The sequence below is a fragment of the Paraburkholderia sp. FW306-2-2C-D06C genome, assembly GCF_058781505.1.
In genome coordinates this window covers 20,945-38,334 of the sequence record NZ_JBYSWU010000002.1, presented here as the reverse complement: position 1 = coordinate 38,334, position 17,390 = coordinate 20,945, and the positions used below count along the sequence as shown (strand labels likewise).

General features: G+C 61.7%; 15 protein-coding genes and 2 pseudogenes. 10 read left to right on the top strand and 7 right to left on the bottom strand.

The features are described 5' to 3' along the window. Positions 1 to 15: 15 nt before the first annotated feature. Positions 16 to 1,110: a BMP family ABC transporter substrate-binding protein gene (locus AC3WLT_RS01785; protein ID WP_492590189.1), complete on the top strand. Its 1,095-nt coding sequence runs from the start codon at positions 16 to 18 to the stop codon at positions 1,108 to 1,110. 197 nt (positions 1,111 to 1,307) lie between these two features. On the opposite strand, the gene AC3WLT_RS01780 is transcribed toward AC3WLT_RS01785, so the two are convergent. Beyond that, a complete protein-coding gene (locus AC3WLT_RS01780; protein ID WP_115101031.1) occupies positions 1,308 to 1,514 on the bottom strand; it encodes a dodecin in 207 nt (68 codons plus the stop codon). 172 nt (positions 1,515 to 1,686) lie between these two features. Here AC3WLT_RS01780 and AC3WLT_RS01775 point away from each other — a divergent pair. From AC3WLT_RS01775 to AC3WLT_RS01760, 4 genes and pseudogenes are all read left to right on the top strand, one after another. Further along, positions 1,687 to 1,800, top strand: a pseudogene (locus AC3WLT_RS01775) (NAD(P)-binding domain-containing protein); the annotation flags it as partial. Positions 1,801 to 1,963: 163 nt separating this feature from the next. Then, positions 1,964 to 3,556, top strand: a complete 1,593-nt coding sequence (locus tag AC3WLT_RS01770; protein ID WP_492590187.1) for an ABC-F family ATPase — start codon at positions 1,964 to 1,966, stop codon at positions 3,554 to 3,556. A gap of 280 nt (positions 3,557 to 3,836) precedes the next feature. Continuing rightward, positions 3,837 to 5,027 (top strand): NAD(P)H-dependent flavin oxidoreductase, encoded by a 1,191-nt coding sequence (locus AC3WLT_RS01765; RefSeq protein WP_492590185.1) that lies wholly within the window; start codon positions 3,837 to 3,839, stop codon positions 5,025 to 5,027. 70 nt (positions 5,028 to 5,097) lie between these two features. Then, complete coding sequence (locus AC3WLT_RS01760; protein WP_492590183.1) at positions 5,098 to 5,754, top strand: OmpW/AlkL family protein; 657 nt, start codon at positions 5,098 to 5,100, stop codon at positions 5,752 to 5,754. A 100-nt stretch (positions 5,755 to 5,854) separates the two neighbouring features. On the opposite strand, the gene AC3WLT_RS01755 is transcribed toward AC3WLT_RS01760, so the two are convergent. Then, complete coding sequence (locus tag AC3WLT_RS01755) at positions 5,855 to 6,058, bottom strand: DUF1289 domain-containing protein (protein WP_115101027.1); 204 nt, start codon at positions 6,056 to 6,058, stop codon at positions 5,855 to 5,857. 707 nt (positions 6,059 to 6,765) lie between these two features. Between AC3WLT_RS01755 and AC3WLT_RS01750 the strand changes: the two genes are divergently transcribed. From AC3WLT_RS01750 to AC3WLT_RS01735, 4 genes are all read left to right on the top strand, one after another. Further along, positions 6,766 to 7,866 carry a polyamine ABC transporter substrate-binding protein gene (locus AC3WLT_RS01750; RefSeq protein WP_492590181.1) on the top strand — a complete coding sequence of 367 codons (1,101 nt, stop codon included), beginning with the start codon at positions 6,766 to 6,768 and terminating at the stop codon, positions 7,864 to 7,866. A gap of 95 nt (positions 7,867 to 7,961) precedes the next feature. Continuing rightward, complete coding sequence (locus AC3WLT_RS01745) at positions 7,962 to 9,128, top strand: ABC transporter ATP-binding protein (protein ID WP_492590179.1); 1,167 nt, start codon at positions 7,962 to 7,964, stop codon at positions 9,126 to 9,128. Further along, positions 9,125 to 10,054 (top strand): ABC transporter permease subunit, encoded by a 930-nt coding sequence (locus tag AC3WLT_RS01740; RefSeq protein ID WP_492590178.1) that lies wholly within the window; start codon positions 9,125 to 9,127, stop codon positions 10,052 to 10,054. The genes AC3WLT_RS01745 and AC3WLT_RS01740 overlap by 4 nt, the downstream gene beginning before the upstream one ends. Next, positions 10,054 to 10,872, top strand: coding sequence for an ABC transporter permease subunit (locus AC3WLT_RS01735; RefSeq protein WP_492590176.1), 819 nt, complete (start codon positions 10,054 to 10,056; stop codon positions 10,870 to 10,872). The genes AC3WLT_RS01740 and AC3WLT_RS01735 overlap by 1 nt, the downstream gene beginning before the upstream one ends. A 16-nt stretch (positions 10,873 to 10,888) precedes the next feature. Here AC3WLT_RS01735 and AC3WLT_RS01730 read toward each other — a convergent pair. Together AC3WLT_RS01730 and AC3WLT_RS01725 are read right to left on the bottom strand one after the other, a co-directional pair. Continuing rightward, a pseudogene (locus tag AC3WLT_RS01730) lies at positions 10,889 to 11,113 on the bottom strand (alpha/beta fold hydrolase); the annotation flags it as partial. A 23-nt stretch (positions 11,114 to 11,136) separates the two neighbouring features. Then, the gene (locus tag AC3WLT_RS01725; protein ID WP_492590174.1) at positions 11,137 to 12,618 is read right to left on the bottom strand and encodes a flavin-containing monooxygenase; all 1,482 of its coding nucleotides are present in this window, start codon (positions 12,616 to 12,618) and stop codon (positions 11,137 to 11,139) included. A 156-nt stretch (positions 12,619 to 12,774) separates the two neighbouring features. Here AC3WLT_RS01725 and AC3WLT_RS01720 point away from each other — a divergent pair, with 156 nt between their 5' ends. Continuing rightward, positions 12,775 to 13,443 carry a TetR family transcriptional regulator gene (locus tag AC3WLT_RS01720; RefSeq protein WP_492590172.1) on the top strand — a complete coding sequence of 223 codons (669 nt, stop codon included), beginning with the start codon at positions 12,775 to 12,777 and terminating at the stop codon, positions 13,441 to 13,443. 83 nt (positions 13,444 to 13,526) lie between these two features. On the opposite strand, the gene AC3WLT_RS01715 is transcribed toward AC3WLT_RS01720, so the two are convergent. The 3 genes from AC3WLT_RS01715 to AC3WLT_RS01705 all read right to left on the bottom strand — a co-directional run bounded on the left by AC3WLT_RS01715 (position 13,527) and on the right by AC3WLT_RS01705 (position 16,805). Then, positions 13,527 to 14,717, bottom strand: a complete 1,191-nt coding sequence (locus AC3WLT_RS01715) for a tetratricopeptide repeat protein (RefSeq protein WP_492590170.1) — start codon at positions 14,715 to 14,717, stop codon at positions 13,527 to 13,529. A 203-nt stretch (positions 14,718 to 14,920) separates the two neighbouring features. Further along, entirely contained in the window at positions 14,921 to 15,601 is a 681-nt protein-coding gene (locus AC3WLT_RS01710; protein ID WP_492590169.1) for a PspA/IM30 family protein, read from the bottom strand. Positions 15,602 to 16,187: 586 nt separating this feature from the next. Further along, positions 16,188 to 16,805, bottom strand: coding sequence for a hypothetical protein (locus AC3WLT_RS01705; protein WP_492590167.1), 618 nt, complete (start codon positions 16,803 to 16,805; stop codon positions 16,188 to 16,190). Positions 16,806 to 17,390: the final 585 nt, after the last annotated feature.

Below are 17,390 nucleotides of genomic sequence, written 5' to 3'. Positions count from 1 at the left end.
ACGACAGGAGAAAACATGAAGAGAAGAAATCTGCTGACCGCTTTTGCATGGGGCGCGGCCTCGCTGGCGCTCGCCGCGCCGCTCGCGCAAACCGCGCAGGCCGCCGACGCGCCGGGCGTCGTGTTCGTCTACCTTGGCAACCCGGGCGACGCCGGCTGGACTTTCGCGCACGACCAGGGTTCGAAGGAAGCGGAAGCGAAGTTCGGCGGCAAGATCAAGATCACGCGTATCGAGAACGTGCCGGAATCGGCCGACTCCGAACGCGTGTTCCGCGATCTGGCGAACAAGGGCAACAAGATCATCATCGGTTCGAGCTTCGGCTATCAGGATTTCGAACTGAAGGTCGCGAAGGACTTCCCTGACACGGTGTTCCTGCACGCAACCGGCTACAAGAAGGCGCCGAATTTCGGCACCTATGATGTGCGCATGTATCAGGGCGCGTATCTGGCCGGCGTCGCCGCGGGCTACGTGACGAAGACCAACACGCTCGGCTTCGTCGCCTCGGTGCCGATTCCCGAAGTGATCCGCAACATCAACGCGTACACGCTCGGCGCGCGTTCGGTGAATCCGAAGGTGCACACCAAGGTCATCTGGATCAACAGCTGGTTCGATCCGGGCAAGGAAAAGCAGGCTGCTGAAACGCTGATCGGCCAGGGCGCCGACGTGTTGCTGCAAAATACCGATTCGAGCGCCACACTCGCGACCGCATCGGAAAAGCACGTGCATGCGTTCGGCTGGGATTCGGACATGAAGAAGTTCGGTCCTGACGCGCACCTCGGTTCGGTGGTCGCGCACTGGGGCGTGTATTACAACGCGGCGATCCAGCAGGTGCTGGACGGCAAGTGGAAGAACGATCCGGTGTGGTGGGGCATTCCGCAAAAGGCCGTCAATCTTGAGGACCTGAACACGTCGGCGATTCCGGCCGACGCGCAAAAGCAGGTGGCGGCGAAACGCGATGAACTGGCGGGCGGCAAGTGGGACGTGTTCACCGGCCCGATCAAGGACCAGGCTGGCGCGGTGAAGGTGCCGGCCGGCAAGACGCTGACGGATCCGGAATTGCAGCGTCTGAACTGGTATGTGGAAGGCGTGGACGGTTCGCTGCCGAAGTAATGTAGCTTCGTAATGAATGACCGGGTCTCGCTTGACCGGGGGGGGCTCGCCAGACCGGGGGCTCGCCAGACCGGGTCGCGATCGACCAGGCGGCGGTGTCGGCAACCGCCGCTTCGAGGAGCTGCGTCCAGTACGGACGCAGCTTCTTTTTGGTGCGGATTCTGCTTCGACGTTCGTTCAGATGGATCGCGCGCTGCTTATTCGATGCGCAAGCCGACCTTGATCGTCACCTGCCAGTAGGCGACTTTGTCGTCCTCGATCTGGCCCCGCGTTTCCGTCACCTCGAACCAGTGCAAATTGCGCAAGGTCTTCGACGCTTTGGAGATCGCGGTGCTGATGGCGTCGTCGATCGACTTGGTCGATGAACCGGTCAGCTCGATTTGTTTATAGACGTGGTCTGACATGAACTTCCTCCTTTGATCTTCGTTGGTGTGCAAAAAGTATAGGCAATGGAACTCGACCGAAGTCCCCCGCGTGAGCGAGTCATCCCGCACATCGCGTGCCCGATATGCCGGTGGCAGGCGCGGCCGTTATCATGTCCGCGCAAACTCAACCTGAAACTGACGAGGCTTGAATGTGGAAGCTGGTTTTTGCGGTCCCGGTTTGATGGGCGCGCCGATGATCCGGCATCTGCTGCGCGCGGGGCACACCGTGCACGCCGCGCGGCGGCTAAAGGCTAGCTTCGAGGCCGACGCAAAGGTGACGCAACGGCGGTTTCGAGGCGAGCAAAGGGCCGCCGGACGCGGGAAAGAGGCGTGAAAGCGCGCAAGCGTGGCGCACGCGCGGGTTGAATTCGCGATAACCTGCTAAAATATTGGGTTTTTCGCCGATATCACATTCAAAGGGACGCGCCGTGCTGTCTACCGCCAATATCACCATGCAATTCGGGCCGAAGCCCCTCTTCGAGAACATTTCGGTCAAATTCGGGGAAGGGAACCGCTATGGCCTGATCGGTGCGAACGGCTGCGGTAAATCCACCTTCATGAAGATCCTCGGCAGCGATCTGGAGCCGAGCGCGGGCAACGTGATGCTCGAGCCGAACGTCCGCCTCGGCAAGCTGCGCCAGGACCAGTTCGCGTACGAAGACGTTCGCGTGCTCGACGTCGTGATGATGGGCCACACCGAAATGTGGGCCGCAATGACCGAGCGCGATGCGATCTACGCGAACCCGGACGCTACCGACGACGATTACATGCACGCCGCCGAACTCGAAGCGAAGTTCGCCGAGTATGACGGCTACACGGCCGAAGCGCGCGCGGGCGAACTGCTGCTCGGCATCGGCATTGCGATCGAAGACCACAACGGCCCCATGAGCAACGTGGCGCCTGGCTGGAAACTGCGCGTGCTGCTCGCGCAGGCGCTGTTCTCGAAGCCGGACGTGCTGCTGCTGGACGAGCCGACCAACAACCTGGACATCAACTCGATCCGTTGGCTGGAGGACGTGCTCAACCAGTACAACTCGACGATGATCATCATCTCGCACGACCGGCACTTCCTGAACCAGGTCTGCACGCACATGGCCGACATGGACTTCGGCACGCTGAAGGTCTATCCGGGCAACTACGACGACTACATGTTGGCGAGCACGCAGGCGCGCGAGCGTCAGCAGAACGCCAACGCGAAGGCGAAAGAGCGCGTCGCCGACCTGCAGGACTTCGTGCGCCGCTTCTCGGCCAACAAGTCGAAGGCGCGTCAGGCGACCAGCCGTCTGAAGATGATCGACAAGATCAAGATCGAGGAATTCAAGCCGTCGTCGCGGCAGAATCCGTTCATCCGCTTCGAATACGAGAAGAAGCTGCACAACATTGCTGTGGTGGCCGACAAGATCTCGAAGAAGTACGAGCGCCAGATCTTCAACGATTTCAGCATCAGCGTGCAGCCGGGCGAGCGTATCGCGATCATCGGCGAGAACGGCGCGGGCAAGACCACGCTGCTGCGTTCGCTGCTCGGCAAGCTCACGCTCGATCACGGCATGGTGAAGTGGGCTGAAAACGCCAATGTCGGTTACATGCCGCAGGATACGTATGAAGAGTTTCCGGCCGACGTCACGCTGATGGAGTGGATCGACGGCTACCGTAAGGAAGGCGACGACGAGCAGATGGTGCGCGGCACGCTCGGCCGGCTGCTGTTCAATGCCGACGACATCCGCAAGTCCGTGAAGGTTCTGTCGGGCGGCGAGAAGGGTCGCATGATCTGGGGCAAGCTGATGCTGGGCCGCCACAACGTGCTGCTGATGGACGAGCCGACCAACCACATGGACATGGAGTCGATCGAATCGCTGCAGATCGCGCTCGACAAGTACGAAGGCACGCTGATTTTCGTGTCGCACGACCGGGAGTTTGTGAGCGGTCTCGCGAACCGGATCATCGAAGTGCGCACTAATGGCACGTTGAACGACTTCGGCGGCAACTATGAAGACTTCCTGTTGACCCAGGGCGTGCAATAAGCCGTTCGCTGCCTCACGTTCTACTGCAAAGCCCGCTTCTGAGCCTGCTTCTTTGAAGCGGGCTTTTTTTTATATGTGCCTGCGGCCGTGACTGTCCTTGCCCGAAAAAACCAAACCATCCCGCGCCAATGCGCCGCACAAAGACCCTGCTACAGCGTGACGAGCGTCAACCCTCCAACCAGAAACTCAAACATGTCGCCAACCGCTTGACCCAGCGCAATGCAAATCGCGCCCCAACAACGACTATGACCGTTTCGAAAAACCGAACCCATAGGTCGCCATGTTTACCTCTCACTCCTTCCCACCTCTGGTCATCCGCGGCCGCACCTTGCTGCCGATCGTGCAAGGCGGTATGGGTGTCGGCATCTCGGCTCACCGGCTCGCCGGCACGGTCGCCCGCGAGGGCGCTCTCGGCACCATCGCCAGCATCGACCTGCGCCATCACCATGCCGATCTGAGCGAACTCTGCCGTCAAAGCCCGGACCGGGCTACCCTGGAACAAGCCAACCTCACCGCGCTGGCCCGCGAGATCCACTCCGCGAAAGCAATCAGCGAAGGCCGCGGCATGATCGCCGTCAACGTGATGAAAGCAGTCAGCGCGCAAGCAGACTACGTGCGCGTCGCCTGTGAAAACGGTGCCGATGCGATCGTGATGGGCGCGGGCCTGCCGCTCGATTTGCCCGACATGACCGATGGCCACGACATTGCGCTGATTCCCATCCTGTCGGACAGCCGTGGCGTCGCCCTGGTGCTGAAAAAATGGCTGAAAAAAGGCCGTCTGCCGGACGCAGTGGTGATCGAACATCCCGCCCATGCAGGCGGACACCTCGGTGTGAGCAACCTCGCCGACCTGCACGACCCGCGCTTCGACTTTTTTCGCATTCTCGAAGAGCTCGATTCAGTATTTGCGTCACTCGGCCTGGATCGCAACGACGTGCCGCTGATCGTCGCGGGCGGCGTCAATAGCCACGAAGCGGTGCGCAATCTGTTGAGCGCGGGCGCAAACGGCGTGCAGCTCGGCACGCCGTTCGCCGTCACCGAAGAAGGCGATGCGCATCCCAACTTCAAGCGCGTGCTGGCTGACGCGACGCCCGACGACATCGTCGAGTTCGTCAGCGTGACGGGACTGCCCGCGCGCGCCGTGAAAACGCCCTGGCTGATGCGCTATCTGCGCAACGAAACAAGAATTCGCGAGAAGATCGGCGCGCTCAAACAAGTCTGCCCGACCGCGCTCGAGTGCCTCAGCGTGTGCGGCATGCGCGACGGAATCGAGAAATTCGGCCACTTCTGCATCGATACGCGGCTCGCCGCGGCGTTGCGCGGCGACGTGGCCAATGGTCTGTTCTTCCGCGGCCGCGAAGCGTTGCCGTTCGGCACGGCAATTCGCAGCGTGCACGATCTGATCGAATTGCTGCTGACCGGCGCGACGCGACCGGCTGTCGCAGGGCGATGGGCGTACTCGCTGGGTTGATGCGGGTCAACGCGGAGCCTGGCGAGACCCTCGACAATCCCCGCACGCAAACAAACACTCGGGGAAGCACATGAAGCACTCGCTCAGGAAAAAAATCAAGGCGGCCGCCGTCGCGTCGAGTCTGCTATGCGCGGGCGCTCTGGCTCAGCAGGCGCATGCAGCCGGTGACGACCAGATGAACGGCATTCATGCCGGCGACGTCCTGGTGCGTCTGCGCGCGATCAGCATCGTGCCGAACGTGGAGACCAGCCAATCGCTGTCGGCGCTGAATGTGGGCGTCAACAATGCAATCGTGCCGGAGCTGGATCTGACGTACATGATCCGCGATTACCTCGGCGTCGAGCTGATTCTGGCCACCTCGCGCCATCAGCTCACATCGAGCCTCGGCAATCTCGGCGGCGTGAACGTGTTGCCGCCCACGCTGCTGTTGCAATATCACTTCAATCACGCGGGGCGCATTCGTCCGTATGTCGGCGCGGGTATCAATTACACGTACTTCTACAACAACGGCCTGAACGCCGGCGGCCAGCCGATCTCGATCACCAATCACAGCTTCGGCCCGGCGCTGCAAGCCGGCGTCGACGTGCAGGTGACCAGGTCGCTGTTCGTCAACGCGGACATCAAGAAGATCTGGATGCACACCGATGCATCGCTCGGCGGTCAGTCGCTCGGTCGGCTGAGTATCGACCCGGTGGTGGTCGGCCTGGGCGTCGGTATGCGGTTCTGATGACAGCCTTGTCAGGCTCGGCGCTCAAAATTAGCGCTCAAAAAAACGCCGGGATATCCCGGCGTTTTCTATGGCAAGCGCGAAACGAACCCAACGGAGGTCACAGCTTGTCATATTTGAAGCGCATTGCCGTGCCATCCTGCTGGATCCGGACCCACACAGCGTGCTTTTCCTCGTCGCTGAGGAACACCCAGTTGGACACTTCGGCTGCGGTGCGGCCGCAGCCCTTGCAGACTTCGTCGAAGAGCGTGGAACAGACGCCGATGCACGGGCTGTCGGGAAGATCGTGGAGATTCGAAGCCATCGGAAACCTTGGGCGGGAAGCGGAGTTCCGCTATGTTAACCGATGCGGCGAATGCGTCTTGCTGTGGCAAGGAAGGGCGCAATGAGGAACGCGGCCCAGCGTCAAACGACGCCGTGCCGAGCGATGTCGTCGCGCGTCATCGGGAGATGCTAAGAGAATACTTACAAAATAGCTTCGTTCGCATAGGGATCGGGCAGAAACGGATCGAGCAGAGCAAACAAAAAACCTTCTTTGTCCCGCTTTGTCTTTCCGTCAGCTATTTGTGCACCGTGAAACGGCAGTCCGTTGATCGTCGCTCAGACAATAGCCGATGCGCATAGGCGCCCGACGTCAACCGTCGACGCCAACCGTCGACGGTTACACTCGCGTGACCGAAGCGAGCCCGGCGGCGAACCCAGCAGCGAACCCAGCGGCGAACCCGGAGCGCGAACCCCGCGCACGCAGCACGCGCAACGTGACGACGCGATCGCACCGGGACGGCCACTGGTGTTTTTTTCGGGTAGACACGGGCTGATAACTCGCTAAAATTGCGCCCATTTTGTAGCGGCGCGGCTTACGCTGTACCGTTTGCGCGACAACCTGGCATTTTTTTTGAAGCGCGCAATAATTGATGGTAGTTTTCGGGTTTTTCAGGGGAGCCGCGGGTGATGTTTCGCGGCGTGAGTGAGGACGAGTCCGGCTCGGGCCGGTCAGGATCGGAGAACGGGATGAAAAAACGAGTAGTAGGGCAAGTGGCGGCGCTGGTCTTGTGCGCGGCGCCCTGGTTGACAGCCGTTGCGAAAGACACGCAGCTGAATGTGTATAACTGGTCCGATTACATCGCGAAGGACACCATCCCGAACTTCACCAAGCAGACCGGCGTCCAGATCAAGTATGACAACTACGATAGCGACGACACGCTGCAAGCCAAGCTCCTTACCGGCCATTCCGGCTACGACATCGTCGTGCCGACCAGCAACTACGCCGGCAAGCAGATCTCCGCAGGCATCTTCGCTCCGCTCGACAAATCGAAGCTGCCGAACCTGAAATATCTCGACCCGTCGCTGATGGCGCTGGTGGCCGGCGCCGATCCGGGCAACAAGTACACGGTGCCCTGGGCGTACGGTACGACCGGCCTCGGCTACAACGTCACCAAGGCGCAGCAGATCCTCGGCAAGAACGTGCCGCTCGACAACTGGGACGTTCTCTTCAAGCCGGAAAACATTTCGAAGCTGAAAGCCTGCGGCGTGTCCGTGCTCGACGCACCGGACCAGATGTTCGCCGCCGCGCTGCACTACATCGGCAAGGATCCGATGAGCACGAACCCGGCCGACTACCGCGCCGCGCTCGCGATGATGAAGAAGATCCGTCCGTACATCACGCAGTTCAACTCGTCGGGTTATATCAACGATCTGGTTGGCGGCGACGTGTGCTTTGCATACGGCTGGTCGGGCGACGTCGTGATCGCCAAGCATCGCGCGGTCGAAGCGAAGAAGGCCTACAAGATCGAGTACTACATTCCGAAGGGCGGCGCGCCGGTGTGGTTCGACGTGATGGCGATTCCGAAGGACGCGAAGAACAAGGAAGCCGCGCACGAGTGGATCAACTACATCGAGACGCCACAGGTGCACGCCGCGATCACCAACGCCGTCTACTATCCGAGCACCAACCTCGAAGCGCGCAAGTACGTGGACAAGGACGTGGCGAGCGACCCGGCCGTGTATCCGCCGCCTGAAGTCATCAAGACCCTGTTCCTGCTCAAGCCGTTGCCGCCGGAAATCCAGCGGCTGCAAACGCGGCTGTGGACTGAATTCAAGTCGGGCCGCTGACCCGCGGCCAGAGTGAACGGGTAAGCATCATCATGAAGCCCTCGGTGTCCACCGGGGGCTTTGTTCGTCAAACGCCGGAGTGAAGCAGCATTATGATGAGTAGTGACCAGACGGGCGTGCTGGCGGGGGCTGTAGCACGGTCCCCGAGCCATCTCGCCGTTGCGGACGACGCCGCGGACAATTTCGTGCAGATCGTCGACGTCGTGAAAAAATTCGGCGAGACCGTGGCGGTCAAGCAGGTCAGTCTGTCGGTGAAAAAGGGCGAACTGTTCGCGCTGCTCGGCAGTTCCGGCTGCGGCAAGTCGACCTTGCTGCGCATGCTCGCAGGCCTCGAAACCGTGACCTCGGGCAAGATTCTGATCGACGGCGAAGACCTCGCGCAGTTGCCGCCGTACCGCCGCCCGACCAACATGATGTTCCAGTCGTACGCGCTCTTTCCGCACATGACGGTCGAGGCCAACGTTGCCTTCGGCCTCAGGCAGGAAGGCGTGCCGAAAGCCGAGATGAAAGAGCGTGTGCAGAACACGCTCGAACTGGTGCAGATGACCCGCTTCGCGAAGCGCAAGCCGCATCAGCTCTCCGGCGGTCAGCAGCAGCGCGTGGCGCTCGCGCGCTCGCTGGTCAAGCGGCCCAAACTCCTGTTGCTCGACGAGCCGATGTCCGCGCTCGACAAACAGATCCGTCAGCGCACCCAGATCGAACTGGTCAACATTCTCGACAAGGTCGGCGTGACCTGCATCATGGTGACCCACGACCAGGAAGAGGCGATGACGATGGCCGGCCGCCTTGCCGTGATGAGCGAAGGCGAGATCGTCCAGCTCGGCACGCCGCACGCAGTGTACGAATTTCCGAACTGCCGCTTTTCAGCCGAGTTCATCGGCTCGACCAATCTGTTCGAAGGCCGTACCGTCGAGGACGAGCCCGATCACGTGTTTATCGAAACGCCCGATCTGCCGTGCCGACTCTACGTGAGTCACGGCATCAGCGGGCCGCTCGGCATGCCGGTGACGATCTCGGTGCGGCCCGAGCGTATCGCGCTCACGCGCAAGCCGCCTGAAGGCGCGTACAACTGGGGCAAGGGCGTCGTCACGAATATCGCGTACATGGGCGGCTATTCGCTGTATCACGTGAAGCTCGAGGCCGGCAAAACGGTGATTGCGAACGTCACGAGCCTCGCCTTGACGGAGATCGATCCGCCCACCTGGGGCGACGAAGTGTATGTGCGCTGGAGCGCATCGGCCGGCGTGGTGCTGACATCATGAAGCGCCTGGTGAGTTCTCTGGCAGCGTGGCCGGTGCGCCGCTTCAACCTGACCGGCCGCACTGCGGTGGTGGCCGGGCCGTTCACCTGGCTGCTGCTGTTTTTCCTCGTACCGTTCCTGCTGGTCGTGAAGATCAGCTTCGCCGATTTGCAGCTCGGCATTCCGCCGTATACGGAACTGACGACCTATACGGACGGCGTGATTCACGTCGCGCTCGATCTGTCGCATTACGCGTTTTTGCTGACCGACAGCCTGTATTTCGCGACCTATGTGAATTCCGTGGTGGTGGCGGCGATATCGACCTTGCTGTGTTTGCTGATCGGTTATCCGATGGCGTACTACATCGCGCGTTCGAATCCGGCGAGGCGCAACCTGCTGATGATGGCGGTGATGCTGCCGTTCTGGACGTCGTTTCTGATTCGCGTATATGCGTGGATCGGGATTCTGAAGAACAACGGTTTGCTGAACAACTTTCTGATGTCGACCGGCTTGATTCATACGCCGGTCGAGCTGTACCACACGAATACCGCGGTTTATATCGGCATGGTGTATTCGTACCTGCCGTTTCTCGTGATGCCGCTGTACGCGCACCTGGTGAAGATGGACATGACCTTGCTGGAAGCCGCCTACGACCTCGGCGCGAAGCCGTGGAAGGCGTTCTGGCAGATCACCTTGCCGCTGTCGAAGAACGGCATCATCGCCGGTTGTTTGCTGGTGTTCATCCCGGCGGTAGGCGAGTACGTGATTCCCGAATTGCTGGGCGGCGCGAACACGCTGATGATTGGCCGCGTGATGTGGAATGAGTTTTTCGACAATGCCGATTGGCCGATGGCGTCTGCCGTGACGTGTGCGATGGTGTTGTTGCTATTGGTGCCGATGGCGTTTTTCCAATACGCGCAGGCTAAGGCGATGGAGGAAGGGCGCTGATGAAGCCGAACCGGATTTTGCAGTTCATTGCATTGGGGATTGGGTTTTTGTTTCTGTATGTTCCGATCGTGAGTCTGGTTGTGTATTCGTTCAATGAATCGCAGCTGGTCACGGTGTGGACGCGCTTCTCGACGCGCTGGTATGCGGCGTTGCTGCACGATGACGAGTTGATTGCCGCCGCGTGGTTGTCTTTGCGGGTGGCCTTGTTGACGGCGTTTGCTTCCGTCGTGATCGGCACGTGGGCCGGGTTTGTGCTCGCGCGAATGGGACGGTTTCGCGGCTTTACGCTCTATACCGGGATGATCAATGCACCGCTGGTGATTCCCGAGGTGATTCAGGGGATTTCGCTGCTGCTGTTGTTCATCGAAATGGCCAAGTGGCTGGGATGGCCCGCCGGGCGTGGCATTTTCACGATCTGGATCGGGCACGTGATGCTGTGTATTTCTTATGTGGCCATCATCGTTCAGTCCCGCGTGAAGGAATTGCATCCTGCTCTTGAAGAAGCGGCGCTTGATCTTGGCGCTACGCCGGTCAGGGTGTTTTTCTCCATTACGTTGCCGCTGATTTCGCAGGCGCTTGTGTCCGGGTGGCTGTTGTCATTCACTCTGTCGATCGACGATCTGGTTTTGTCGGCGTTCCTGTCGGGTCCTGGGTCGACTACCTTGCCACTGGTGGTTTTCTCCCGTGTTCGGCTTGGGTTGAATCCCGAGATGAATGCGCTTGCTACTCTGTTCATTGCCGTCGTCACGGTTGGGGTCGTGGTGGGGAATTACTTCATGCAGAGAGCCGAGAGGAAGAGGGCCGTTATGGCGGTCTAGGTTTTTTGCGTCTGACGCCTGATTGCGTCGCGCGCACAATGCCCAGCGCCTGCATGAACGTATCGATAAAGCGCCGGTAGGTCGGCAGATTCATCGTTTCGATCGCGCCGGAAGTCGAGCGCAGCGGACCTGTTACGCCGAACGGCAGCAGATCGAGACGGATCGCGCGATGCGTGCGCTTGAGTTCGTCGGCGACGCGATTCCACGTATGCAGCGAGAACGCAAAACCATGAATCGTCACGAATCAATGCACATCGACGCGCATCAAGGCGCAAAGCGATAATCGCGCGGCCGCACGCGGCGCGTGCGCTTGCGAAAACTGAACGTGAAGCCCGGCCAGATCGCGGTCACCTTGCCGCTCTTCGTCTGATACCAGCTATGGCAGCCGCTCGCCCAGACGGAGTGCTGCATCTCTTTCTGCAAACGCGCGTTGAAGTCGCGCTGCACGTCGGGCCGCAGATTCATCGTGCGCGCGCGGCGCCGGCGCAGTTCGCGCAGGCAATCGGCGATGTATTGCACCTGCGACTCGATCATGTAGATCATCGAATTGTGACCGAGGCCGGTGTTCGGGCCGGCCATCATGAAGAAGTTCGGGAAGTTCGCGATGCTGGTGCCGAGGTACGCTTGCGGGCCGTCGCGCAGCCACATCGCACCGAGATCGGCGCCGCCGATGCCGGTCACGTCGAACGGCGCACCGACGTCATTGACCTGGAAGCCCGTGCCGCAAATGATCGCGTCGGCGGGGTGATGCGCGCCGTCCTCGGTCACGATGCCGTCGGCGACGATCTCGCGGATGCCGGCCGTCACCACGTCGACGTTCGGCTGACCGAGCGCCGGATAATAGTCGCTCGACAACAGCACGCGCTTGCAGCCGAGCCGGTAGTTCGGCGTTAACCTGGCGCGCAGCGCCGGATCCTTGACGCGCCGTTCCAGATAGCTCAGACCGAACTTCATCGGAAACTTCATCAGCTTCGGATTGACGACGAACGCGATCGCGCGCGATTCGAGTTGCCAATAGATGGCATTGCGCACGAAACGCTGCGTGAACGGCAGATGGTGGAACAGCCAACGCGCGCGCGGGCCGATCGGTTTGTTGGGCTTCGGCATGATCCACGGCGCGGTGCGCTGGAACAGTTCGAGCCGGGCGACGCGCGGCTGGATCCGCGGCACGAACTGGATCGCGCTCGCGCCGGTGCCGATGACGGCGACGCGCTTGCCTTCGAGCGGATACGCATGGTCCCAGCGGGCCGAGTGAAACAGCTTGCCTTCGAAGCGCTCGAGCCCGGCGATTTGCGGCATGGCCGGCCGCGACAGCGGACCGCTCGCGGCGATCACGACATCGGCTTCGATGCTTTCGCGCTGGCCGTTCGCATCGATCTCGACGTGCCATATCTGCCGCGCTTCATCGAAGCGCGCGGCGCTCACGCGCGCGTTGCATCGCACGAAACGCTCGACGCCGTACTTGCGCGCGCAATGCTTCAGGTACGCAAAGATTTCCGCCTGGCCGCTGAACGCGCGCGACCACGCCGGGTTGGGTTCGAAAGAAAACGAATACAGATGCGACGGCACATCACAGGCCGCGCCGGGATAGGCGTTGTCGCGCCACGTGCCGCCGATATCGCCGGCCGCCTCGTAGACCGTAAACGACGTGATGCCCATTCGCTGAAGGCGAATCGCCATGCCGATGCCCGCGAATCCGCTTCCGACAATGGCAATGCGTGGCGTGGCAGATGAGGCAGGTGTCACGGCGGGTCTCCGGAGTTGGTCGAGGGACTGCAAAATTCAGGTGTCTGCAGGTGTCTACTGCAGCCTGACGCGCAGGGTAGACAACTGTACACTTCGCGTCAAGATCGTTTAGAGTACGACAATTAAACGCACGTGTTTCGCGCCGATTGAAACCTCATGATATCCGTACCCGAAGCGGCGCCCGCCGCTGACTACGCCGCGGCCGGGCAGGAATTACCGCCCGGCAAGCGCAAGCTGATCGAAGCCGCGTTGCGCCTGACTGCGGGCGGCCGCAGTTTTGCGAGCCTGGGTTTGCGCGAACTGGCGCGCGAGGCGGGGTTGAATCCCAACACGTTCTATCGTCATTTCAACACGCTCGACGATCTGGCGCGCGAAGCGGTCGAATCGGTGAGCCGCCGCTTGCGGCCGATGCTGCGGCGCGAACGCTGGCTGGCCGCGCACGACGAGCCGCATAGCGTGCCGCGCCGCGCCTGCCTGGCGTTTTTCGAGTTCGCGCTGGAAAGCCGCGAAGCCTTCCGCAGCGCGCTGGTCGAGTATCACGGCACCTCGCCGGTGCTACGCGAAGCGGTACGTGCGAACCTCTACGAGGTGTCGGCGGAAATGGCGGACGACGTCGCGCAGTTGAATCTGATGCCGGCGCTAGCCCGCGAGACTATCGACGAAGTCTGCACGCAGATCGTGCTGCAACTGTTTCATCTGTCGGATGAATACATCGCCGCCAATGCCGCGCGCCGGGAAGCCCTGATCGCTTATGCGGAGCGTTTCATCGTCAGGCTGTTTGCGGGGTCCGTGCTGCTCGCGCAACACGAAGCGGCGAGGGCGTAGAGAGGAAGCGCAAAAAAACAGGCTCCGTGAAGGAGCCTGTTTTTTCATTGGCGGCGTACCGAAAGCGCGTGCTCTGGTCGTGCTCAGGTATCGTTCCAGCCGCCGGAGTCGTCGTTGCTGCCCAGATCGACGCCGCCGCCGCTGTTGTCGTTCCAGTCGTTCGAACCCTGGCCGAAATCGAGCCCGCCACCATTGCCGCCTTCGTTGCTGCCGCGGCGACGCGTTTCGTCATCGACGATCACATCGCGTTCGACCACGCGTTCACGGCCGGAATTCAGCGCTTCGCCGAGCAGCACGCCGGTCAGCAAGCCGCCCATGCCGCCGCCGAAACCGCCGCCGCCTTGCTGCACGATCACCTGCGGCTGTTGCTGATAAGGGCCTTGCTGCGGATAGGGCGCTTGCGGCGGATTGCCGAAACGCTCGGCTTCCTGCGCATACGGCGACTGCGGTGTGCTGGCGACGGCCGGCGTGGCATGCGGATCGGGCCGCCCGTCAGCGCGTGCGCGCAGGCTGGCGATGCGCTGCTCCAGTTCGTCCAGCTGATACGGCGGCACCGGGTTCTTGCCGTTCGACAGCGTTTCCATGAGGCCGCGCAGCTGTTCTTCGGTCGCTTCGACTTCCTTCTCCAGCGCTTCATGCCCTTGCACGGTGGAGAGCTTGACGTCGAGCTTCAACGAACGCACGGCGTTCAACATGTCGGTCGCTCGCTTGAGTTGCACGCGACGATCGTCGTCGGCGCGCGAATCGTCTTGCGAGCGGGCGCGGCGCAGTGTCCAGCGCAGCACTAGCGCGATCACGCCGATGACGAGAATCATGCCGATCCACAAGCCGATCCCCGGACCATGCCGTTGCGGCGCCTGCGACACCATCGCCGACTGTTGCTGCACGGCCGGCGTGTTCTGTTGCACGAACGGGTTAGCCGCGCGATTCGTGGTGTTGCCGCCGGCACGTTCCGCGTCCTTGCGGATGCGCGCTTCGGTTTGCGCGAAACGGGTCGGGTCGGTGAAGCGGATTTGCGGGTCGAGCGTCTTGGCCTGTTGGACCTGGGCGAGCGCGTCGGCATAACGGCCTTCGCGATCGAGCACCTGGCTGTACAGATAGTGCGCGCGGGCATTGTTCGGATGCGCTTGCAGCACTTCGCTCAAGCCTGCGCCGGCTTGTTGCCAGTTGCCTTGCGACATCGCGGATTCGATCTGCTGAACCGTCGGGACGGCGAACGCCGCGGCCGACGCCAGCAGCAGTGAAGCGAACGCGGTTGCGAGAAATTTTTTCATGTACGGGCCGGGCGCTGCGCGCCCGTCTCCTTGGCAATCGATTCCGGCGGCCGGCGATCCGGCGGCCGGCGCTCCGGTTAATACGCATGTGGCGGGGGTGCCGGAATACGCCCGGAACGCCGGTAAAACTCGCAGCGTCGCACCATGCGGACGCTGCCTGACGGCTTACTGCGAACTGCCCCTGCGCCATCCCGTCAACACAATTACTGGGCCGGCGTATTGATCTGTTTCTTCAACGCTTCGAGACGGTCTTCGACCGACGGGCCGCGGTTCAGATCCGCGAGTTTGTCGTCGAGCGCCTTGCCGCTCTTCACGTCAGCCGAATTCAGACGCGCGTCGGAACGGGCATTGGACAGCGCGACCTTGTCTTCCAGCTTCTGGAAATCTTCGGACAGATTCTGGCCGCCGATACCACCCAACGCGGTTGCCGCGACGTCCTTGGCCTGAGCGATCTGCTGCTTGGCTTGCAGAATGTTCGAGCGTGCGTTCAGGTCGTTACGGCGGGCGCGCATGTCTTCGATCTGACTCTTCAACTGTTCAACCGAAGGTTCCAGCGTGGTCAGCTCCTTGGCCAGCGCGTCGCGTTCGGCTTCGGCGGTGGCTTGCGCGCCGAGGGCTTCACGCGCCAGCGCTTCGTCGCCGGATTGCAGCGCGCGCTTGGCGCCGTCTTCGTATTTCTTCGCCTTGTCCGCGGCAACATCGCGCTTGCTTTGCTGCGTGGCCACTTGCGCCTGAATCTCGATCAGCGAGTTCTCCGCTTTAGCGATGCTGTCGTCGAGTTCGCGCACGATCTGGCGCGAGTCGCGTGACGGGTCTTGCACCGAATCGGCTGCATCGTTCAGGAGACCTTTAAGCGTGCGCGAAATGCTGTCAAAAAGCGACATGAAAACCTCCAAAGAATGTAATCGGCGCTGAATAAATCCCAGCGCGCTTAACTGCTTTTCAGCTGTTACTTTACGCCGCTGCGCTCGAAGCTGCGCAAGCGGTCGCACCGGATTTCGGGGCGCATGCGCCGATTGCAATAGCGGCGCCGTAAATTGTCCGGGTTCGTAAAATCGGGTTTGCAAACAGTGCGCAGCGGTTAAAATGCGCGACGGGAATTCAGCTGCTCGCGGATATTACACCACGCAATCTCTTAAAAACGTCTTAAAGGGCATGATGAGGCAATCGCGAACTCTGCTCGCCATCGGTGTCGCGAATGTGAAAATATGATCGCGTGTCAAGCGCACGCTCGAGCAGGCGCCGCACGCGGGCGGCGCAGTGCGGCGTTGCCGCATGAGCTGCGCCTGGAGGCCGTCTGGCGTGTGCGTTTCCAATATGCCGCTGCCGGACGCGAGGCGGTTCGACTGTTTCACCTTGCAATGCCGAAAGCCTCGCAATGCCATGATGCGACGATGCGCAATCGCTGATTGCTGATTTCCCGGCGCATCGTTCCCGCATGACGCCATTCATGGCGTCATTCAACGCCGTTCACGCAAAGCGGCCGCCTTCGGTGCTCGGGTCGCCGTGCGGATCGGCTTCGTCGCGAGCGGCGGAGTCGAGGCGCGGGCGCTTGAGCACGCTGAGCGGCTGCACTTCCGTTTTCGTTTCTTCCGTCGCCGATCCGGCTGTTGCCGCCGCTTTGGCCGCAGTGACGCGAGCCACGGCTTCGGCTGCCGCGGCGGCTTCTTCGTCGGCTGCGGTGGCGGCGAGGGCGGCTAGTACGCCGGCCGGCAGCAGGGGCGCAGGGTTTGCAGCGGCGGGCATGTCCGGCAATTCATCCGCATGCGGCGCGGCAACGCCGTCTGCCGGCGCGGCGGAATGGCTGCCGTCTCGTGTTTGCAAGGCGGCCGGCAGCGCCGCCCGCGCGTGCCGCGTGCCGCGCGCGACCCGTTGCAGCGCCGCGTCGAGCGCGTCCGGCTCGCGCGGCGCGCGTAGCCGGTCGACGATACTGGCCGCTTTCACCTGTTCGCTGGTCGCCCCGAAGCTCAGTACCGCGCGCCGCATCAGTTCGCTGACGCTAATGCCCAGATTGCCGGCGGCGGCGGTGATCGCGCGTTTCTGCGCGGTCGTGACGAATACGACGATGCGTTCGCTGGGCTTGTTCATGGTCGGCTCGCATATTTGTTGGCATTGGCGGTTTATCGCGTGCGTTGGGCGTAGGCCGTTCACGCGCGTCGATGGTGACTCATGCGCCGGGTCCATCATATGACGAGTCGTGCCGATGCGAAACGGGCGCGGCATGAAAATGCCGCCGCATCAACGAGTTGTAACGTTTCCGGCGGGCTTGTCCACAGGCCTTTCAACATTTTCTGTTGATAACCCGGGGCAGATGGCGCAGAACGGCGGCGCGGGCCCCGCAACAGGCGCAAAACAAGCAGCGCGAAGGGAATTCTTACAAAAAAACTGTCTTGGACGGCGCTTGATTTCTTTAAAATGCGCTGTTACGTTGCGCCGGACACTGTCCCAGGCGCGCCGTGCGGCCGCCCGGGGGCGTAGGGCCGCATGGCGTTTTTGCGCCTCATGCGGTCCGTTTGTTTGTGTCGTTTTTTGCCGCGTATGCTGCCGGTGCCGTGAACCTTGAATTCGGGCTGTGGCAAGCAGACGGTAACGGCGTCCTCACGCTAAGACGCGACGACCGATCCCTGCGCGCGCCGCGAGCGTGCGCAGAAGGCGTTCAGTCACGCGCCCACT